Origin of the sequence: Actinocatenispora rupis (assembly GCF_016861975.1) — a bacterium.
In the GTDB taxonomy this organism is placed as follows: Bacteria; Actinomycetota; Actinomycetes; order Mycobacteriales; family Micromonosporaceae; genus Actinocatenispora; species Actinocatenispora rupis.
The window spans coordinates 137,201-154,755 of the sequence record NZ_BOMB01000010.1; the positions used below are offsets into that span (position 1 = coordinate 137,201).

Consider the following 17,555-nt stretch of genomic DNA (forward strand, 5'->3'; position numbering starts at 1 on the left):
GACTCGGGGGTGTCAGGCCGGGGTGATCAGGCACGACCCGGCCGGCGGTACGGCCAGGCGGTGCGGTCCGGGGGACAGGTGCGCGGTGTGGCCGCCGACGGCCCGGCCCCGGGCGTCGGACACGTCCAGCCGGACCGTCGCCGCGGTGGCGACGTCCACGACGACGTCGGCCGCGTCGGTCGCGTTGACCAGAGCGGTGTCGGGACGGGAGACCGGGTCGACCGGAGCGGTCCGGCCCGGCGCGTACACGGTGGTGACGGCGCGGTCGCCGGCGGTCGCGGTCACCGTCGCGTACCGGTCGTCGGGGGTGCCGGTGTGCCGCTCGCCGTCGAGCAGCACCTCGGCGTACCGGCGCCAGAATGCCAGCCACGTCGCCGTCACGTCCCGGTGCGCGGCGGACTGCGCGGTCAGCCGGACCGAGACCTGGGGCACGGCGTACAACGCGGACTGGAGCTGGTGCGCCGCGGACTCCGGCGACGCCGCCGGATCCCACATCAGCATGTCGGAGTGCACCGCCGCATCCGGTGCCAGCGCGGCGATGTCCCGGGTACGGACCCGGTTCGCGGCCGCGTCCGCCGGGCAGTCGCCGGCCCGCAGCAGGTTGCCGAACCGCCGCATCGCCGGCCCCGCGTACGGCTGGCGCAGCTCGATCAGCAGCTCGTCGCCGCGCAGCGCGCGCAGCCCGCCGACCAGTTCGGTGCACAGCAGCGCCAGCGCGGCGTCCAGCTCGTCCCCGCCGTCGTCCGCGTACACCGACGCCAGGTCCAGGAAGTCGACCTTCAGCCCGTCCAGCCCGTACCGGTCGACGAGCGAGACGCAGCTGTCCACCACGTACTCCCGGGCGGTGTCGCGGCGCGGATCCAGGATCCGGCACGACAGCCGCGACACCTCGCGTGGCGCGTTGCCGGCCAGCGTCCGGTACGCGGAGCTGTTCGGGCCCAGCATCAGCGGCGCGATCCAGGCCACGTGCCGCATCCCGAGATCGTGCACCGCGGCCACGTGCGCGCCGAGATCGCCGAAGCGTTCGGCGTCCGGAACCCAGTCGCCGCAACCGGAGTAGCCGCCGGCCAGGGCGTTGCGCTGCCAGCCGTCGTCCAGCAGCAGCACCCCGCACCCCAGCGCCGACGCCTCCCGCGCCTCGGCCGTCACCCGCTCCGCCGTCACGTCCCGGTGGTACGAGTACCACGTCGAGTACGCCGGGGTTCGCGCCGCCGCCGGCACCGGCAACGGGTCACGCGTCAGCCAGCGCGCCAGCGCACCGAGCGTCGCGCCGACCGTGTCCCCCGACTCCACCCGCACCTCGTACGACGCGCCCGCGGCCAGCTCGACCGCGAGCCAGATCCCGTACCGCGCAAGGGTTTCCGAGACGCCGAACCGTACGTGGGCGGGTGTCGTGGTGTGCGCCGCGACGCCCAGCAGCACCCGGCCGGCGCCGTCGTACAGCACGCCGACCGGGGCGGAACGCACCAGCCCGACCGGTCGCCAACCCCGCTGCCAGTCCGCCGGCAGCGGCTGCTCGCCCTCGCCACCCGGATGCCAGTACCCGACGGCGGACCCGAGCGGCACGTCCAGTCGTACCAACGTTGTCTCAGAAGTTGACGCCATGACGCGGACGATCGCGGCGTCGCCGTCCTTCCGTACGTCCAGCACCGCGCCGTCGGACAGCGCGGCGACCGCCGCATTTCCCGCCGTACCAGCATTTCCGGGCGCCCACAGGGGTACCTCGACCGCGAAGTCCGTCATCACCGTTCCTCTCGGTGCAACGGGGAGAACCGTACCGGGACGGGACAACGTTGTCTAGACATCGACCCGAAACCCGCCCGACACCTCCATCCCCGCGTACGCCCTGTCCCGCGGTCCGCGTGCGGGACCGTGCGGTGGCGGTGGAGCGTGCCCGCGTGGCGTTGCCCGTGGCCTACCTGGCGCGAGGTGTCGTCACTGCGGAGCGTGGTGGCGCGGCCGGCGCGATCGGTGCCGTCCCGGCGGATACGAGGCGGCGCCCGTTCGTAGGATCGTTGTGGCGCAAGGGTGTGCGGCGGCGATGGGCGCCGTGTCGGTGCGCGGCGTGAGCCGGCGCCGCGAGTGGCGGATCACGGGCCGGGTTGCGCAGCGTGCACGGCGACGCTGCCCGTGTGGGCCGCCCGCCCCGCGGTTCGTCGGTGCGGACACGTGAACAGGGCAAGCCCCGGGGAAACCCGGCGGTTGCAGTAATCGCGTGTCGGCGCGAGCTGGTGATGCTGCGCGGGTGTTCCGGGCGGCCGCTGCTCGCCCGGCGCCGTCGAGCCGTTCCGCTCCCCGTACGCCAGCGTCCCCGGACCGTCCGCGTACGCGGCAGCGCCGCTCCTGGGCTGTCACAGCGCGGAACGGACCGCGGTGTCGTACCGGGCGGCGCGGGACGAGCGCGGCGCGGTGGTACCGAGAGATGGCGGTGCGGAGAGGCGTGGCGGTGCGGCGAACCGGTGTTCGGAGCGGGCTCGTTCCGCCGCCTCAGCACCGGTCGCCAGCGTTCCAGCGTCCGAACCAGGCGTACCCCGGCACCCACGGTCGGCCGTACCCGTCGCGGCACGGAACGGACCACGGTGCCGGGCGGGGCGGCGCGAGACGCTGCGCGGTGCGGTGGCGCGGCGGTACCGGAGGATGGCGGTGCGGAGAGGCACGGCGGCGCGGGACGGGCGCGGCGCAGTGGCGCGGCGGGTACCAGGAATGGCGGTGCGGGGAGGTTCGGCGGGGCGGGCGCGGTGGCGGGGAGTACCGGGAGGCGCGACCGGGCCGGGCAGCGTCCGGTGGGTCAGCCGGTGCTGCGTTCGATGAGGGTGGTGGGGATGACGACGGTCTGGGGGCGGGAGGCGTCGCCGGCGATGCGGCGGAAGAGGAGTTCGGCGCCGACGCGGCCCATCTCGCGGGCGTCGTAGCTGATGATGGTGAGCGGGTGCGGCATCAGCCGGGCGGTCTCGAAGTCGTCGAAGCCGACGATGACGGCGTCGCTGCCGCGCCGGTTGAGTACGCTCAGCGCGCCGAGGGTGAGCCGGTTGTTGAGCGCGAACAGTGCGGTGGGCGGCTCGTCGGAGTCGAGCATCGCCTCGACGGCGGTCTCGGTGTCGGCGAGGGTGTGCAGCCCGTACCGGATGAGGTCCGGTCGGTAGGGCACGCGCGCGCGTTCGAGTGCGGCCTCCGCCGCGGACATGCGTTCCCGCATGGTGTAGATGCTGAGCCAGTCGGACAGCACGCCGATGCGCCGGTGTCCCTTCGCCACCAGGTACTCGATGGCGGAGCGGGCGCCGCGGGCGTTGTCGATGAGGACGGTGTCGGTGCGCAGGTTCGTCGGCGGGCGGTCGAGGAACACGACCGGCGTGCCGAGGTCGATCTCGGCGCGCAGGTACACCTGGTCGGCGGCGGCGGGGACGACGAGCAGGCCGTCGACGCGGCGTTCGCACATTTCGAGCAGGAGCCGGCGTTCCCGGTCGCCGTCCTCCTCGGAACTGGCCGTGATCAGCATCGTGTCGTGCGCCAGCGCGCACTCCGCCGCGGCGGCCGCGATCGCCGAGTAGAACGGGTTGGCGAGGTCCTCGATGAGCAGCCCGACCGTCGCCGACGTGGTACGCGAGCGCAGGTTGCGGGCCATGTCGTTGCGGCGGAAGCCCAGCTCGGTGACGGCGGCGAGGACGCGTTCGGCGAGCGCGGCGTCGACCGTCGGCACGTTGTTCACCACCCGGGACACGGTCTTCAGGCTGACCCCGGCGGCGCGGGCGACGTCGGCCATCGTCGGCCGGCGCGGCGCACCCGTACTCGATGTGCTCATCCGGTGTTCGGCTCCCTCACGGCGGCGCGGTGCAAACGCTCCGTGAAAAAGTACCCACGTTGTCCGGGCCCATCCACTCCGGCCTCAACCTGCCTGGCCTCAGCCACTCCGGGCCCAGCCACACCGGGCACCACCCACTCCGGCCTTAGAGGTCCTAACAGAATTGGGTGAGACGGCGGTAGGTGATGATGCACGTGGCCAGACCGAGGAACGCTTCGTGGATGTCGTCGCGGCGTTCCCAGCGGGTCCGTAGCCTCCGGAAGCCGTGGTACCAGGCGATCGTGCGTTCCACCACCCATCGGAACGCGCCGAGCCCGGACCCGTGCGCGACGCCGCGGCGGGCGATGCGGGCACTGATTCCCTTGGCGCGTAACAGTCTGCGGTACTTGTCGTGGTCGTAGGCCCGGTCGGCGTAGACGACACGCGGGCGCTGCCGGGGGCGTCCTCGGCGACCGGCGACGGCCGGGATGGCCTCGACCAGCGGGATCAGTTGGGTCACGTCGTTGCGGTTACCTCCGGTCAACGACACAGCCAGCGGGATGCCGCTCGCGTCGGTGATCACGTGGTGTTTCGAGCCCGGTCTGGCGCGGTCAACCGGACTCGGACCGCTTGTGGGCCCCTCCGCAACGCCCGCAGATGCGTGCCGTCGATCACCGCCCGCGAAAAGTCCAACGCCCCGGCCCCACGCAACTCCGCCAGCAACAGCCGATGCAGCCCGTCCCACACGCCTGCCGTGTTCCAGTCCCGCAACCGACGCCAGCAGGTCATCCCCGACCCGAACCCCAACTCCTGCGGCAGAAACTCCCACTGGATACCGGTATGCAGCACGAACAATATCCCGCACAGCACCTTCCGGTCCTCCACCCGTGGCCGACCACGCCCACCCGGCCGGCGCCGCGGCGCCGGCAGCAACGGCTCGACACGCTCCCACAACTGGTCGGAGACAATCCACGGCGGCTGTTGACCCTACGCACGCGCCAGTCCTACCAACCAAGATCAACAACGGTCAAGACCCAAGATCATTTTGTTAGGACCTCTTAGGCACTCCCGGCACCGGCGACTCGCGGCCCAGCCACTTCCGGCCTCAGCGACTCCCGGGCTCAGCCACTCCGGGCACAACCACTCCCAGCCACTCCCGGCACCGCCGGCCGGTACGAGGGTCCGCTGGCGAGCTGTCGCGCGGTGGCGCGGAACGCGTCCGGGTAGCCGGCGGGACGCAATCGGGAATGGCGGTGCATGTGCCGACTTGCCGCCGCGGAATGCGCAACCCGGCGGAGCCGCAACGGCTGAGTCGGGGTGCGGTTATGCGCTGGCAATGCGGAGGAAAAAACGGAAACGTGGCGCGGCGCGGATCGTAGCGTCCGGGGTGATGTATTCGGAGTCGGTCGATTCGACGGCCGGGCGGCACGCGGCGGCGGGAGTGTCCGGGCGGCCGGACCGCGCGCCGTCGGCCGGACCGCGGCGTTGCACGCGTGCATCACCTTCAGCGCGACCGGGGCCGCCGGCATCGCCGTCGCGCCGGGCAGCCGCTACCACGCCGGGCGGGGCGCCCCGGCACCGCCGTACCGCGCAGACCTCGCGGACGCTTCTCGGGCGGGTACCGGGCGGCGTGGCGTACGCGGCCGTGTTCGCGGTGGCGTTCCTGGCGCGGATCCTGACGGTCCTGACGAGCAGCGGCGGGTTCCGCGGCAGCTTCGGGTACGACGCGGGTGTCTACTACGCCGCGGCGGACGCGCTGACGTTCGGGCGCCTGCCGTACCGGGACTTCGTGCTGTTGCATCCGCCGGGGATCGTGCTGGCGGTGACGCCGTTCGCGGCGGTGGGGCGGTGGTTCGGCGACGACATCGGTTTCACCGCAGGCAATCTCGGCTTCATGGCACTGGGCGCCGTCAACGCCGTCCTCGTCGTACTGGTGGCGTCGCGGATGCGCGTCGGCCGCGGGGCCGCGCTCGCCGGTGGCCTGCTGTACGCGTGCTGGCCGGGGTCGGTGGGCGCGGAGTACATGATCCGGCTGGAACCGTTGAGCAACGCCCTGGTCCTGTGCGGCCTCCTCGCATACGTCACCGCGCGGCGGTCGGGGAACCGCTGGCTGCCGGTGGTGTGCGGGTTGTGTTTCGGCGCGGCGGCGAGCGTCAAGATCTGGTGGAGCGTGCCGTTGCTGGTGATGCTGGCGTGGCACCTGGCGGCGGGTCGGCGCCGCGACCTGGGGCGGGTCGCCGCGGGGGCGGGCGCGGCGCTGCTCGCGGTGAACGGGCCGTTCTTCCTCGCCGCGCCCGCGCAGATGTGGCACATGGTGGTCACCGAGCAGCTCGGCCGCCCGCGGTCGTTGCCGCTGCGTACGGAGCTGGGGGAGCTGACCGGGATCCTCCAGGCGTTCCCGCACCTCGGCCCGACCGCCGCGACGGTACTCCCGGTCGTGGTGGTCGTCCTGGTGCTGCTCACCCTGGCCACCGCGTGGCGGGTACCGGCCGCGCGGCTCGTGGTGGTGCTGACCGCGGCGCAGCTGACCGTACTGGTGCTGTCCCCGTCCTGGTTCGCCTCGTACGCGGACTATCTGGCGCCGGCGGTGTCGTTGAGCCTGGCGGCCGCGGCGTCGCGGTTCGGCTCCCGTGCCGTACGACCGGCGCGCGCCGGCGCGTGGCTGAGCGTCGCCGCCTGCGCCGCCCTCACCGGGCTGGTCGTGACCGCGGTGCCCAACGACGCGGTCACCGCCTTCCCGGGTACCCGACTGGCGCCGGCCGTACGCGGGGTGCGGTGCGTGATGTCGGATGCGCCGATGGGCCTGATCATGGTCGATGCGCTGAGCCGGGACCTCGGGAACGGGTGCCCGAACTGGGTCGACGTCACCGGCCGCACGTACGGCGTCGACGCGGAACGGTTGCCCGACGGCATGCCCGTTCCGCGTACCGAGAACGGGCGGTGGCAGCGGGACCTGCTCGGCTACCTCGGTTCCGGCGACGCGGTGCTGTTCGTCCGGAACGCTACGGGAGTCAGCCGGGCGACGCGGGCGGCGCTGCGCGGCGGCGGCGTGCTGGCCGAGGCGCAGGGCCACGCCGTCTACCGCACCCGCGCGCCAACGCTGTCGTCCGACGAACCGTGACCGGTCAGCGCCGCACGATGCTCAGTACCTTGTCCAGCACGGTTTCCGGCGTTTCCAGCTGCGGCAGGTGACCGGTGCCGGGCAGCACCGTGAACGTCGCACCCGGGATCGCGTCCGCGTACGCCCGGCCGTACGCGGGGTCGACGATGCGGTCGCTGGCGCCCCACAGTACGTGTGTCGGCGTGGTCAGGCCGGCGAGCCGGCCGGCGAGCGTCGGGTCGGACATCGTCGGCCCGGTGTACCCGATCAGAGCCCGGACGTCCGGACTCGGCCCGCCCCCGTCGGCCGGCGCCGGCGTACGCGACGGGTCGTGGAACGAGTACGTGCGGATCTCGGCCGGGGACATGCCGCTGACGTCGGTCATCGGATGGCCGTCGACCTCGATCCCGATGCCGTCGACGATGAGCACGGCGCCGACCCGCGGGCTCGCCGCGAGCGCGATCTCGGCGGCGAGCCACCCGCCGAACGAGTTGCCGAGCACGGTCACGTCCACGAGGTCCAGCTCGTCCAGCATCCCCACGTACGCCCGGGCCAGGTCGGCGACGTCCGCCAGCCGCGGATCCCTTGGCGTACCGGCGAATCCGGGGTGGGTGGGCAGCAGCACCCGGGCGTGCGCGCGCTCGGCGAGCAGGCCGGCGAACCCGGTCATGGTGGCGACCCCGCCGCCACCGTGCAGCAGCAGGAACGGCCGGGTGCGGTCGCGGTCGTCGACGGTGATGTCGACGGGGTGCGCCGCGCCGACGCGCACCGTACGGGTGCCGGTCGGAGTGTTCATCGGATGCTCCCTCCGGTCGTCTATATAAGGAACCTTAGATCAGGTTACTTATATAAGCAACCTGCGCTATTCTGCGGACCATGAAGTACCAGCCCGCCGACATCGGCCTGGCCGTCAAGCGTCTCCAGTACCGGCACCACCGTGCACTCAGCCGGGCGCTCGCCCCGCTCGGGCTGTCGCTCGTGCAGTGGGACACGCTGCGACACCTGCACCGCCGGCCGGACGCCTCGCTGCACGAGCTGGCGGTGCTCACGTTCCAGACCGACCAGTCGTTCGGCTCGCTGGCCGCCCGGATGGCCGACCGCGGCCTCATCGAGCGGATCCCGAGCCCCGGCCGCGCCGTCCGGCACCGGCTCACCCCGGACGGCGAACGCCTGCGGGCGGCGGGCCAGGACGCCGTCGACGGCGTACTGGAGGCGTCGTTCGACGGGTTGACGGCGCGCCAGCTCGACCAGCTCGGCGACCTGCTCGACGCCGCGCTCGGCCCGGATCCCACCCGCTAGGCCGATCCACGGGTCGCCCACCAGCGGCATCCTCGACACCTGCCGCGAACTCGGGATCGGCGTATCGGGTGCCCGGGGCAGCCTGCCCACCGGCACGCTGCCCCGGTGCCAACCGGCCGCGAACCTCGCGCTTCACCCGGTACGCGGCGCCCCGGACGACGCTGCTTGACAGCGAACGCCGCGCCGGCCGAGTACCCGGGGAGGGTCGGACGAACCGGTCGACCGGACTCGGCCGAGCGGACCGGTACGCGAGGTTCGGCTGACGGCGCGCCGGCCCCCGGCGTTCACTGCGATGGGCGGACCAGCGGGGGTGACCACGATGGAGACGGCGACCGATGCCGAACGCATCGCGCAGGTGAACGCGTCGGGGCGGACCCCCGTGGTGTTCATCCACGGACTGTGGCTGCTGCCGAGCAGCTGGGACCGCTGGGCGGACATGTTCGCCGAGCAGGGGTACGCGCCGCTCACACCCGGCTGGCCGGACGATCCGCCGACCGTCGAGGCCGCCGCGCAGCACCCGGAGGCGTTCGCGAACAAGACCGTCGGCCAGGTCGCCGACCACTACGCCGAGGTCATCGGACGGCTCGACAGGCCGCCCGTGGTCATCGGCCACTCGTTCGGCGGGCTGCTCGCGCAGATCCTCGCCGGGCGCGGGCTCGCCGCCGTGACCGTCGCCATCGACGCCGCACCGTTCCGCGGAGTACTGCCGCTGCCGGTCTCCGCGCTGAAGTCCGCCTTCCCCGTACTCGGCAACCCGGCCAACCGGCACCGCGCCGTACCCCTCACCTACGACCAGTTCCGGTACGCCTTCGCCAACGCCGTCGACGAGGACCAGGCGAAACGCCTGTACGAGACGTTCGCCGTACCGGCGTCGGGGGCGCCGCTGTTCCAGGCCGCGACCGCGAACCTCAACCCGTGGACCGAGGCGAAGGTCGACACCGAGAACCCCGACCGCGGACCGCTGCTCATCGTGTCCGGCGAACGCGACCACACCGTGCCCCGGTCCATCTCCGAGGCCGCGTACCACCGGCAGCGGCACAACCCGGCGGTGACCGAGTTCGTCGAGATCCCCGGCCGCGGGCACGCGCTCACCATCGACGACGGGTGGCGCGAGGTCGCCGACACCGCGCTGGCCTTCGTCCGCCGCTTCACCTGACGCGCCGCTTTCCTTGCCGTACCAGGGGACGGGTGTGGCTCAGCGGGCGATCCCCGCGGAGAGCTGCTCGAACGCCTCGGTAGCGAGACCGGCCAGGCGGTCGACGGCGCCACGCGTGTCGATGGCCCAGTGTTCGAGGCTGACGCGGATCGCGTCGGTCGCCGCCGCGGCGAGGAGCCGGGTCGTCAGCCGGTCGGCGCGGGCGGGCCGCCGGTCGGCGATGATCGCGCACAGCCGGGTCTCGGACTCGGCGTTCACCTTGCGCCACACGGCCTGGAGCGCGGGATCGCCGTCGGCGCGACGGATCAGGTTCCTCGTCCAGGTCAGGCGCTCGCGCTCGCTGGGCGTACCAGGGGTGAGCACCTGGTGGATCGCGTCCCGGACCGCCGCGGTCACGTCCGGGCCGGCCGCCCCGGCCACGGCCTCCTGCCACGCGCTGGCGCCGACGGTGAACAGCGGGCCGATCGCGTCGTGCTTGGTGGGGAAGTAGCGGTAGAAGGTCCGCAACGACACGCCGGCGGCCGCGGCGATCTTCTCGACGGTGACGTCGCTGGACGTCCGGTCGGAGAACAGGCGCGCCGCGGCCAGGGCGATGTCCAGCTCCGTGGCCGCCTTGCGGCGCTGTGTCAGCGACGTCCTCGTCTCCATGGCTGGAACTCTAGCGGGAATACCCGCTGATGTGGCACGGTTGGCCCTGATGGCACGTTGTGTCAGTCAGGCTGGGCACGCCGCCGCACCGACCCGTTCGTCGAAAGAAGAGAAGGACCATGAACCGCTACGAAGGCCGCCGCGTACTCGTCACCGGCGGTGGATCCGGCATCGGGCAGGCCACCGTCCTGCGCATGCTCGCCGAAGGCGGCACGGTCGTCGCCGCCGACGTCAGCGACGCCGGGCTGGCCGACACCCGCGCCCGAGCCGGCGAGGCCGCTGACCGGCTGCACACCGTGACCATGAACATCGCCGACGAGACCTCGGTCCGTACCGGCGTCGCCGACGCGCTGGCCCGGCTCGGCGGCCTGGACGCGCTCGTGAACGCCGCGGGGATCCTGCGGTCCTCCCACACGGAGCAGACCAGCACCGAAGCGTTCGAGCAGGTACTGCGGGTCAACCTGGTCGGCACGTTCCAGGTCATCCGCGAAGCCATCCCCGCGCTGACGCGCGGCACCGCCCCCGCGGTGGTCAACTTCAGCTCCACCTCGGCCATGTTCGCCCACCCGTACATGGCGGCCTACGCGGCGAGCAAGGGCGGCGTGCAGTCCATGACCCACGCCCTCGCCGCCGAGTACTCCCCGGTCGGCATCCGGTTCACCGCCGTCCAGCCCGGCTCGATCTCCTCGGGCATGACGGACGGTTCCGGCGCCAGCAGGCAGAGCCAGGGGCCGGGCCTGCCCGAGGACGCCGACATGCGGCTGTTCGCCAAGCTCCAGCCCGCCCTCGGCGCCGGGTTCGCGGGCCCGGAGACCGTCGCCGGCGTGGTCGCCATGCTCGCCAGCGAGGACGGCGCGTTCATCACCGGTACCGAGATCCGCGTCGACGGCGGCACCCACTACTGATCCGCGCCGCCGTCGTCGCCGGCCGACCGTCGAACCCGGCCGGGCCGCGGGGGAGCGCCGCTGTGCCCGCCGAGCATGCCGCGGATCCGCGCCGCTCGCGCGCGGGCGTACGGGGGGCGCCTGGCGGGCGGCGCTCAGGCCGGGTCGAACGTGGGGGCGGGCGGTCGGCGATAGCGCGGGTCATGCGCGGGGCATCGGCCGCTGCAGAGCAGCCACCGGACGGGTGACCCTGGCATGGCGGAGTGCTCTCCACCGGAAACCGCTGGATGCGGTACATCTGCTGCGTAAGGGTGTCCGAGGGGGGACTTGAACCCCCACGCCCTATACCGGGCACTAGCACCTCAAGCTAGCGCGTCTGCCATTCCGCCACTCGGACCTGCGATGTTCACCTTACCCGGCGGTCGGACGGGGTCGTCCAGCGCCCGGGAAAGGCGCATGCGCGGGCGTAACTGTACACGACGGCAGTCGGGCGGGCAGTCGGGCGGTCGGACGGTCCACTGTGGACCCTGACGCCTTCCCCGGTACGCCGTACGCGCACGTGGTCGCGGTGATCCGGGGGTGCCGGCGGTGGCCCAGGACTACGGTGGGCGCGGGCGGCGGCGCCGGGAGTACCGGCGGGGAGCGACCGTCCGGTACGGGGCGATGCGATGGCCGGCGGAGGCGCGCGGAAACGCGGATCGGGAGGCGACCGCGCCGCGGCGCACCGTACGAAGGGGGCGGCTTCGGAGACGTCCCCCGAAGGCCACCCGAACCGTCGCGACGCCACCACACCCGACGAGCCCGCGTCGAAGCGCCACAAGACGGGCGCCGCGACGTCCCGGTCGAGCCGCGACACCAGCGCGACCGCCCGCAACGCGAAGCGGGACGAGGGCGGCGGGACGAGCGCCGCGGGCCGCCGGAACCGGCGCGGCGGCAGCACATCCGACGCCGCCGCGGCCCGGGACGAGGGTGGCGGGAAGCGGTCGGCTGGCCGTCGGAACCGGTCCGGTAGCGGTACATCCGACGCTGCCGCGGCCCGGGAAGAGGGTGGCGGGACGAAGGCCGTGGGTCGCCCAAGTCGGCGGGGCAGCGGTACATCCGATGGCGACGCGAAGCGGGACAAGGGTGAGGGGAAGCGGGCGGGGGGTCGCCGGAAGGGCGGGCCCGACGGCGGCGGCGGGGACCGGCTGGCGGAGTACCGGCGGAAGCGGGATCCGGGGCGTACGCCGGAGCCGGTGCCGGCGGGGCCGTTGCCGCACGGCGACGACGACACGTTCGTGATCCAGGAGCACCATGCGCGGGCGCTGCACTGGGATCTGCGGCTGGAACGGGACGGCGTGCTGGTGTCGTGGGCGGTGCCGCGCGGGTTGCCGCCGGAGCCGGGGGTGAACCGGCTGGCGGTGCACACCGAGGACCATCCGGTCGAGTACGCGGCGTTCGCGGGGACGATCCCGGCGGGGGAGTACGGGGCGGGGTCGATGTCGGTGTGGGACCGCGGGACGTACCGGACGGAGGAGTGGACGGACCGGAAGGTGACGGTGGAGCTGGCCGGCGGGCGGGTGGCGGGACGGTACGCGCTGTTCGCGACGGACGGCCGCAACTGGCTGGTGCGCCGGCTGGATCCACCGAGCGACCCGGCCCGCGTACCGATGCCGCGGGAGCTGGCGCCGATGCTTCCGGTACGCCAGGCGGGGCTGCCGCGGCCGGCGTCGGCGTACGCCTACGAGGTGGACTGGGGTGGGGTGCGGGTGGTCGGGTTCGTCGCGTCGGGGCGGCTGCGGCTGGTGGGCGTGGACGGCGAGGTGGCCGCGGACCGGCGGATCTCCCGGGCGGTGGAGGCGCTCGGCGCCACCGAGGCGGTACTCGACGGCGAGCTGGTCACGCTCGACGGCGCACCGGTGTACGTGGTGTCGGACCTGCTATACCTGGACGGGGTGGACCTGACGGTGCGGTCGCAGGAGGAGCGCTGGGCGCTGCTGGACGGGTTGCCGCTGGCGGGCGGCTGCCAGCTCGCCCCGCGGTTCGACGACGGCCCGGCGGTACGCGAGGCGGCGCGGGAGCGGCACCTCCCCGGCGTACTGGCGAAGCGGCGGGACGCGCCGTACCGGCCGGGGGTGCGGTCGGCGGCGTGGAAGCGGGTGGCCGTCGCGCCGTGATCTACGGTGGGCGCCATGCAGAAGCGTACGGTGCGGCAGTTGCGGGTGGTCGTGACGGCGGAGGACCACGACGAGGCGGTGACCCTGTTCCGGGACGTACTCGGTCTTCCCGAGGAGGCGGCGTACGAGGGGGACGGGGACGCGCGGGTCGTCATCCTCGACGCCGGCCGCGCCACGCTGGAGCTGGCCAACCCGGCGCAGCGGGACATGATCGACCGGGTGGAGGTCGGGCACGCCGACAGCCCGCACATCCGGCTCGCCTTCGAGGTACCGGACGCGGCCGCGGCGACCGAGGCGCTCACCGGCGGCGGCGCGCGGCTCGTCGCCCCGCCGACGCGTACGCCGTGGGAGTCGTTGAACGCGCGGCTGGCGACGGCCGGCGACCTGTCCGTGACGGTGTTCCAGGAGCTGGCGGGCGGCGGCGACGTGCCGTTCGCGATGGTGGACGTGTTCGGCGCGGAACCGTTGTCCGGCAACCCGCTCGCGGTGGTCGACCTGACCGCCGCGACCGACGCCGACGACGCGTGGCTGTCCGCGGTGGCGCGGGAGTTCAACCAGGCGGAGACCACGTTCGTGCTCCCCGGTACGGACGGCGCGGACCGGGTGCTGCGGTCGTTCACCCGCGGCGGCCAGGAGGTGTACGGCGCGGGCCACAACGCGCTCGGCGCCTGGTGGTGGCTGCTGGACTCCGGCCGCGTCGACGCCACGCCCGGTACGGATCTGGTCCAGCGGATCGGCGACCGCAACCTCGTGGTGCACGTACGGGACGGGGGATGGCTCGCGATGCGGCAGGAGCCGGCCCGGTTCGGCGCGACCGGCGACGCCGCGACCGTCGCGCCGCCGCTCGGGCTGCCCGCCGGCGACCTGCTCGACACGCCGGCGCCGCAGGTGGTGGACACCGGCGCGGGGCACCTGATGGTGCTCGCCGCGACCCGGGAGGCGGTGTCTGCGGCCGACCCGGATCCGGCGCGGCTGGTCGAGATCACCGGCCGGCTCGGCGCCGAGGGCGTCTACCTGGTCTGGCTCGACCCGGCGGGCGAGGCGCACGCGCGGTTCTTCAACCCGGGCATGGGGCTCGCCGAGGACTCCGCGACCGGTACGGCCGCCGGTCCGCTCGCCGCGTACCTGCGCCGCGCCGGGCTGCTCGCCGCGGGCGCCGACCTGGTCGTACGCCAGGGGGCGGACATGGGGCGGCCGAGCACGCTGCGCGTCACGCTGTCCGACGACCTGGTACCGACGCTCGCCGGCCGGGGCGTCACGACCATGACAGGCTCCCTGCGGCGGCGCTGATCCGGTTACCGTGAGCCCGGGGACCATGATCACTAGGAGGCGGACATGGCGACGGGTGCAGACCACCACGGGCCACGCGAGGTGTCGCACGAGGACCTGCCGAACGCGGCGCGGGCGTACGACTACTTCCTCGGCGGGTCGTCGAACTTCGCCGCGGACCGCGCGTTCGCCGAGCAGGTACTCACGATCGCGCCGTCGGTGCCGGCGGTGACCCGGCTGAACCGGTCGTTCCTGCGCCGGGTGGTGCGCTACTACCTCGACCAGGGGATCACGCAGTTCCTCGACCTCGGCTCGGGCATCCCGACGGCCGGCAACGTGCACGAGATCGCCGAGAAGCGCGTACCGGACGCCCGTGTGGTGTACGTGGACTACGAGCCGGTGGCGTACGCGCACGCCCGCGCGATGCTCGACGACAACCCGCACGCGACGATCGTGCACGCCGACCTGCGGGACGCCGCGGCCGTGCTGGACCACCCGGACACGCAGGCGATGCTGGACTTCGACCGGCCGATCGGGCTGCTGATGGTCGGTGTGCTGCTGTTCATCGCCGACGAGGACCACCCGCGCGAGCTGATCGCCCGGTACGTCGAGCGGCTCGCGCCGGGCAGCCTGGTGGCGGTGTCGCACATCGCCAGCGACCGCGCGGACGAGACGCTGCGCGCCGAGGTCGACCGCCTCGTCGGGGCGTACGAGCAGGCCAACGAGCACGTCTACGTGCGGTCGTACGACGAGATGCTGCCGTGGTTCGACGGCATGACGCTGGTGGATCCGGGCTTCGTGCTGCTGCCGGACTGGCATCCCGACAACGACGACGAGCGCGGCGTGCCGGCCCGGACCCTCGGCTACGGCGGGGTCGCCCGCGTCGGCTGAGGCGTCCGGCACCGGAACCCGAGCAGGGCGAACAGCAGCGCGCCGACGGTGAAGTACGCGTCCGTCGCGCGGCCGGACCAGAGTTCGGCCGCGGACGGGCGCGCCGTGCCGGTCACGTCCGCGATCGACATGCCGGTGAGTCCGCCGGCCGCGCCGCCCGCCCGCAGCAGGTCGTCCACCAGCCCGGCCCCGCCGCGTACGGCGAGGACGACCGCGCCGGTCCACACGACCACGGCCGCGATCCGGCGCGGCACGCCCCGGGCCCGCGCGACCGCCAGGCACGCCGCCGCGCCGACCGGAAACGCCGCCACCACGCCGATCTCGAACACCCAACCCCCCACCGACCCGGGTACGAGCGGCGGCAGGTCACCGGCGCGGCCGAGCTGGCCGCCCGCGTACCAGTAGACGTGGGCGGCGAGGAACGCGACGACCCACCCGAACGCCACCCACGCCGTACCGGTGGCCCGGACCGCCTGCCGCACCGTCATTCCGTGGTACGGCGGGCCTCGACCGCCGCGTGCACGAACGCCCAGGCGTCGGCGACCGGGCCGACGTGCGCGAGCTTGTCCGGGTTGATCACCGTACGGATCGTCTGGACCTGGCCCTCGCGGATGTCGAGCGACCAGATGTTGAGGACCCGGCCGTCCCGGTCCCGGAAGATGGCGCCGGGCTGGCCGTTCACCTCGTGCGGCTCCACCGAGCCGCCGAGTTCGACGAACGGCGCGACGAACAGGGCGAGCAGCCGCGCCACGTTCCGCGCGCCCGACACGCCCCGGCCCCACTGCGGCGCCTTGCCGCCGCTGTCGCCGACCATCCGTACGTCCGCGGCGAGCAGTTCCCGCAGCCGGTCCATGTCACCGTCCCGGAAGGCGTCGAAGAACGAGCCGGCGAGCGCCTCCCGTTCCCGCCGGTCGACCTCGAAGCGGGGCGCGCCCTTGGCCATGTGCCGCCGGGCGCGGGCGGCGAGCTGCCGGCACGCCGCCTCCGACCGGCCCACCGCCGCCGCGACCGCCGGTACGTCGAAGCCGAACACCTCGCGCAGCACGAACACCGCGCGTTCCAGCGGGCTGAGCCGTTCGAGCAGCAGCAGCGCCGCCATGGACACCGAGTCGGCCAGTTCCGCCGAGCGTTCCGGATCCTCGTACGGGTCGGCGAGCAGCGGCTCCGGGAACCACGTCCCCACGTACTCCTCGCGCCGCACCCGCGCCGAGCGCAGTACGTCGATCGAGATGCGGGTGACCACCGCGGACAGGAACGCCCGCGGCGACGCCACCTCGGCCGTCGTGCCGGCGTACCGCAGCCAGGTCTCCTGCACGGCGTCCTCGGCCTCCCCGACACTGCCCAGGATCCGGTACGCGATCGAGAACAGCAGCGGCCGCAGCTGCTCGAACTCCTCGTCCCGGCTCACGCCAGCTCCTCCCGGAATCCCTGCCGCCACGACGGGTGGCGTGGCCGCCAGCCGAGGTCGCGCTTCGCCCTGGCGTTGCTGAACGCGCGCCCGGTCGTCATCATCACCACCGCCTGGTCGCCGGCGAGCAGGCGGCCCAGCCAGACCGGGATCCGCATCGGTCGCTTCGCCCCGGCGCAGCGCGCCAGCCAGGGCAGCCACTCGCTGGCCGGCGCCGGCTCGTCGTCGACGATGTTGTACACCCCGGTCGCCTTCTGCTCCACGGCGAGCACGGTGGCCTCGGCGGCGTCGTCCAGGTGCACCCACGAGCTGTACCCGGTGCCCCGCCCGATCAGCGGGTACTGCCGCTTGCGTACGAGGGCGACCTGGTCGTCGATGGCGCCGGGACCGTAGAACGCGCCATACCGGAGGACCGCGCCGCCGGCGGCGAGGACGAGGTCCTCGATGCGCGACAGCACCGCGAGCCCCGGGTACGACGCGGTGCCCGGCATCAGGTTCAGCGGGTCCTCCTCGGTCTTCACCCAGCCGCCGCCGGCCGTGCCGTTCCAGCTCGCGTACCCCTGTGCGACGACGTGTCCGACGCCCGCGGACCGGGCCGCGGCCAGCAGGTTGTCGGTGCCCTCGGCGCGCAGCCGGTTGGTCGCGGCGAACCAGCGGTCCGGGTGCTTGATGTCCGGCTTGCCGGCGTGCGTCGGCGAGATCGCCGTCATCTGGTGTACGAGCACGTCCGGGCGCGCCGCTTCGACCGCCCCGCGTACGGACGCGGCGTCGAGGCCGTCCATCACCACGCCCTCGGCGCCGAGGTCCGCGAGCAGCCCGAGCTTGCCCGGGCCGGTGGTCGTCGCCGTCACCTGATGGCCGCGCGCCACGAGCTGCGGCACCAGCCGCCGCCCCAGTACGCCGCTGCCGCCCGCCACGAAGACCCGCACGTCGCCCTCCCTGTCCCGGTACCCCGTCATGCACAGG

The 17,555-nt window shown here is 73.7% G+C and carries 15 protein-coding genes and 1 tRNA gene; 7 read left to right on the forward strand and 9 right to left on the reverse strand.

The annotated features are described in order from the left end of the window. Window positions 1-12: 12 nt before the first annotated feature. The 3 genes from Aru02nite_RS08795 to Aru02nite_RS08805 form a co-directional block, all read right to left on the reverse strand. Complete coding sequence (locus Aru02nite_RS08795; protein ID WP_203656494.1) at window positions 13-1,743, reverse strand: glycoside hydrolase family 36 protein; 1,731 nt, start codon at window positions 1,741-1,743, stop codon at window positions 13-15. 1,045 nt (window positions 1,744-2,788) lie between these two features. After that, entirely contained in the window at window positions 2,789-3,799 is a 1,011-nt protein-coding gene (locus Aru02nite_RS08800) for a LacI family DNA-binding transcriptional regulator (RefSeq protein WP_239076541.1), read from the reverse strand. A gap of 154 nt (window positions 3,800-3,953) precedes the next feature. Next, window positions 3,954-4,747, reverse strand: a protein-coding gene (locus Aru02nite_RS08805; RefSeq protein WP_203656983.1) for an IS5 family transposase whose coding sequence is annotated in 2 segments (ribosomal slippage) — window positions 3,954-4,420 and window positions 4,420-4,747 — 795 coding nt in all. Because the reading frame shifts where the segments join, the coding sequence is not laid out codon by codon here. Between the two features lie 661 nt (window positions 4,748-5,408). Between Aru02nite_RS08805 and Aru02nite_RS08810 the strand changes: the two genes are divergently transcribed. Continuing rightward, window positions 5,409-6,899, forward strand: coding sequence for a glycosyltransferase 87 family protein (locus Aru02nite_RS08810; RefSeq protein ID WP_203656497.1), 1,491 nt, complete (start codon window positions 5,409-5,411; stop codon window positions 6,897-6,899). A 4-nt stretch (window positions 6,900-6,903) separates the two neighbouring features. On the opposite strand, the gene Aru02nite_RS08815 is transcribed toward Aru02nite_RS08810, so the two are convergent. Further along, a complete protein-coding gene (locus Aru02nite_RS08815) occupies window positions 6,904-7,674 on the reverse strand; it encodes an alpha/beta fold hydrolase (RefSeq protein ID WP_203656499.1) in 771 nt (256 codons plus the stop codon). A gap of 80 nt (window positions 7,675-7,754) precedes the next feature. Between Aru02nite_RS08815 and Aru02nite_RS08820 the strand changes: the two genes are divergently transcribed. Together Aru02nite_RS08820 and Aru02nite_RS08825 are read left to right on the forward strand one after the other, a co-directional pair. Next, the gene (locus Aru02nite_RS08820) at window positions 7,755-8,177 is read left to right on the forward strand and encodes a MarR family winged helix-turn-helix transcriptional regulator (protein WP_203656501.1); all 423 of its coding nucleotides are present in this window, start codon (window positions 7,755-7,757) and stop codon (window positions 8,175-8,177) included. Window positions 8,178-8,496: 319 nt separating this feature from the next. Then, window positions 8,497-9,333: an alpha/beta hydrolase gene (locus Aru02nite_RS08825; RefSeq protein WP_203656503.1), complete on the forward strand. Its 837-nt coding sequence runs from the start codon at window positions 8,497-8,499 to the stop codon at window positions 9,331-9,333. Between the two features lie 39 nt (window positions 9,334-9,372). On the opposite strand, the gene Aru02nite_RS08830 is transcribed toward Aru02nite_RS08825, so the two are convergent. Beyond that, the gene (locus Aru02nite_RS08830; RefSeq protein WP_203656504.1) at window positions 9,373-9,981 is read right to left on the reverse strand and encodes a TetR family transcriptional regulator; all 609 of its coding nucleotides are present in this window, start codon (window positions 9,979-9,981) and stop codon (window positions 9,373-9,375) included. Window positions 9,982-10,100: 119 nt separating this feature from the next. On the opposite strand from Aru02nite_RS08830, the gene Aru02nite_RS08835 reads away from it, so the two are divergent. Then, the gene (locus Aru02nite_RS08835; RefSeq protein WP_203656505.1) at window positions 10,101-10,886 is read left to right on the forward strand and encodes an SDR family NAD(P)-dependent oxidoreductase; all 786 of its coding nucleotides are present in this window, start codon (window positions 10,101-10,103) and stop codon (window positions 10,884-10,886) included. A gap of 291 nt (window positions 10,887-11,177) precedes the next feature. Here the strand turns inward: Aru02nite_RS08835 and Aru02nite_RS08840 are convergent. Continuing rightward, a tRNA-Leu gene (locus tag Aru02nite_RS08840) sits at window positions 11,178-11,262 on the reverse strand. Between the two features lie 790 nt (window positions 11,263-12,052). Here Aru02nite_RS08840 and Aru02nite_RS08845 point away from each other — a divergent pair. The 3 genes from Aru02nite_RS08845 to Aru02nite_RS08855 are packed head-to-tail and all read left to right on the forward strand — an operon-like array spanning window position 12,053 to window position 15,181. After that, the gene (locus tag Aru02nite_RS08845; protein ID WP_239076578.1) at window positions 12,053-13,021 is read left to right on the forward strand and encodes a DNA polymerase ligase N-terminal domain-containing protein; all 969 of its coding nucleotides are present in this window, start codon (window positions 12,053-12,055) and stop codon (window positions 13,019-13,021) included. A 15-nt stretch (window positions 13,022-13,036) separates the two neighbouring features. After that, window positions 13,037-14,311 (forward strand): PhzF family phenazine biosynthesis isomerase, encoded by a 1,275-nt coding sequence (locus Aru02nite_RS08850; RefSeq protein WP_203656509.1) that lies wholly within the window; start codon window positions 13,037-13,039, stop codon window positions 14,309-14,311. Between the two features lie 45 nt (window positions 14,312-14,356). Further along, on the forward strand, window positions 14,357-15,181 hold the full coding sequence (locus Aru02nite_RS08855) for an SAM-dependent methyltransferase (protein ID WP_203656511.1): 825 nt from the start codon (window positions 14,357-14,359) through the stop codon (window positions 15,179-15,181). On the opposite strand, the gene Aru02nite_RS08860 is transcribed toward Aru02nite_RS08855, so the two are convergent. From Aru02nite_RS08860 to Aru02nite_RS08870, 3 genes are read right to left on the reverse strand one after another with little or no spacing between them, the layout of a single operon-like run. Beyond that, window positions 15,154-15,663 (reverse strand): DUF3995 domain-containing protein, encoded by a 510-nt coding sequence (locus tag Aru02nite_RS08860; RefSeq protein ID WP_203656512.1) that lies wholly within the window; start codon window positions 15,661-15,663, stop codon window positions 15,154-15,156. The two genes, Aru02nite_RS08855 and Aru02nite_RS08860, sit on opposite strands and share 28 nt — an antisense overlap. 2 nt (window positions 15,664-15,665) lie before the next feature. Beyond that, window positions 15,666-16,589 carry an RNA polymerase sigma-70 factor gene (locus Aru02nite_RS08865; protein ID WP_203656513.1) on the reverse strand — a complete coding sequence of 308 codons (924 nt, stop codon included), beginning with the start codon at window positions 16,587-16,589 and terminating at the stop codon, window positions 15,666-15,668. Next, window positions 16,586-17,548 carry an NAD-dependent epimerase/dehydratase family protein gene (locus Aru02nite_RS08870; protein ID WP_239076543.1) on the reverse strand — a complete coding sequence of 321 codons (963 nt, stop codon included), beginning with the start codon at window positions 17,546-17,548 and terminating at the stop codon, window positions 16,586-16,588. The genes Aru02nite_RS08865 and Aru02nite_RS08870 overlap by 4 nt, the downstream gene beginning before the upstream one ends. Window positions 17,549-17,555: the final 7 nt, after the last annotated feature.

What these genes read in the sequence shown, in the direction of transcription:
- Aru02nite_RS08795 (WP_203656494.1), bottom strand. Translation starts at nt 1,743, where the DNA reads ATGACGGACTTCGCGGTCGAGGTACCCCTGTGGGCGCCCGGAAATGCT.
- Aru02nite_RS08800 (WP_239076541.1), bottom strand. Translation starts at nt 3,799, where the DNA reads ATGAGCACATCGAGTACGGGTGCGCCGCGCCGGCCGACGATGGCCGAC.
- Aru02nite_RS08815 (WP_203656499.1), bottom strand. Translation starts at nt 7,674, where the DNA reads ATGAACACTCCGACCGGCACCCGTACGGTGCGCGTCGGCGCGGCGCAC.
- Aru02nite_RS08820 (WP_203656501.1), top strand. Translation starts at nt 7,755, where the DNA reads ATGAAGTACCAGCCCGCCGACATCGGCCTGGCCGTCAAGCGTCTCCAG.
- Aru02nite_RS08825 (WP_203656503.1), top strand. Translation starts at nt 8,497, where the DNA reads ATGGAGACGGCGACCGATGCCGAACGCATCGCGCAGGTGAACGCGTCG.
- Aru02nite_RS08830 (WP_203656504.1), bottom strand. Translation starts at nt 9,981, where the DNA reads ATGGAGACGAGGACGTCGCTGACACAGCGCCGCAAGGCGGCCACGGAG.
- Aru02nite_RS08835 (WP_203656505.1), top strand. Translation starts at nt 10,101, where the DNA reads ATGAACCGCTACGAAGGCCGCCGCGTACTCGTCACCGGCGGTGGATCC.
- Aru02nite_RS08850 (WP_203656509.1), top strand. Translation starts at nt 13,037, where the DNA reads ATGCAGAAGCGTACGGTGCGGCAGTTGCGGGTGGTCGTGACGGCGGAG.
- Aru02nite_RS08855 (WP_203656511.1), top strand. Translation starts at nt 14,357, where the DNA reads ATGGCGACGGGTGCAGACCACCACGGGCCACGCGAGGTGTCGCACGAG.
- Aru02nite_RS08870 (WP_239076543.1), bottom strand. Translation starts at nt 17,548, where the DNA reads ATGACGGGGTACCGGGACAGGGAGGGCGACGTGCGGGTCTTCGTGGCG.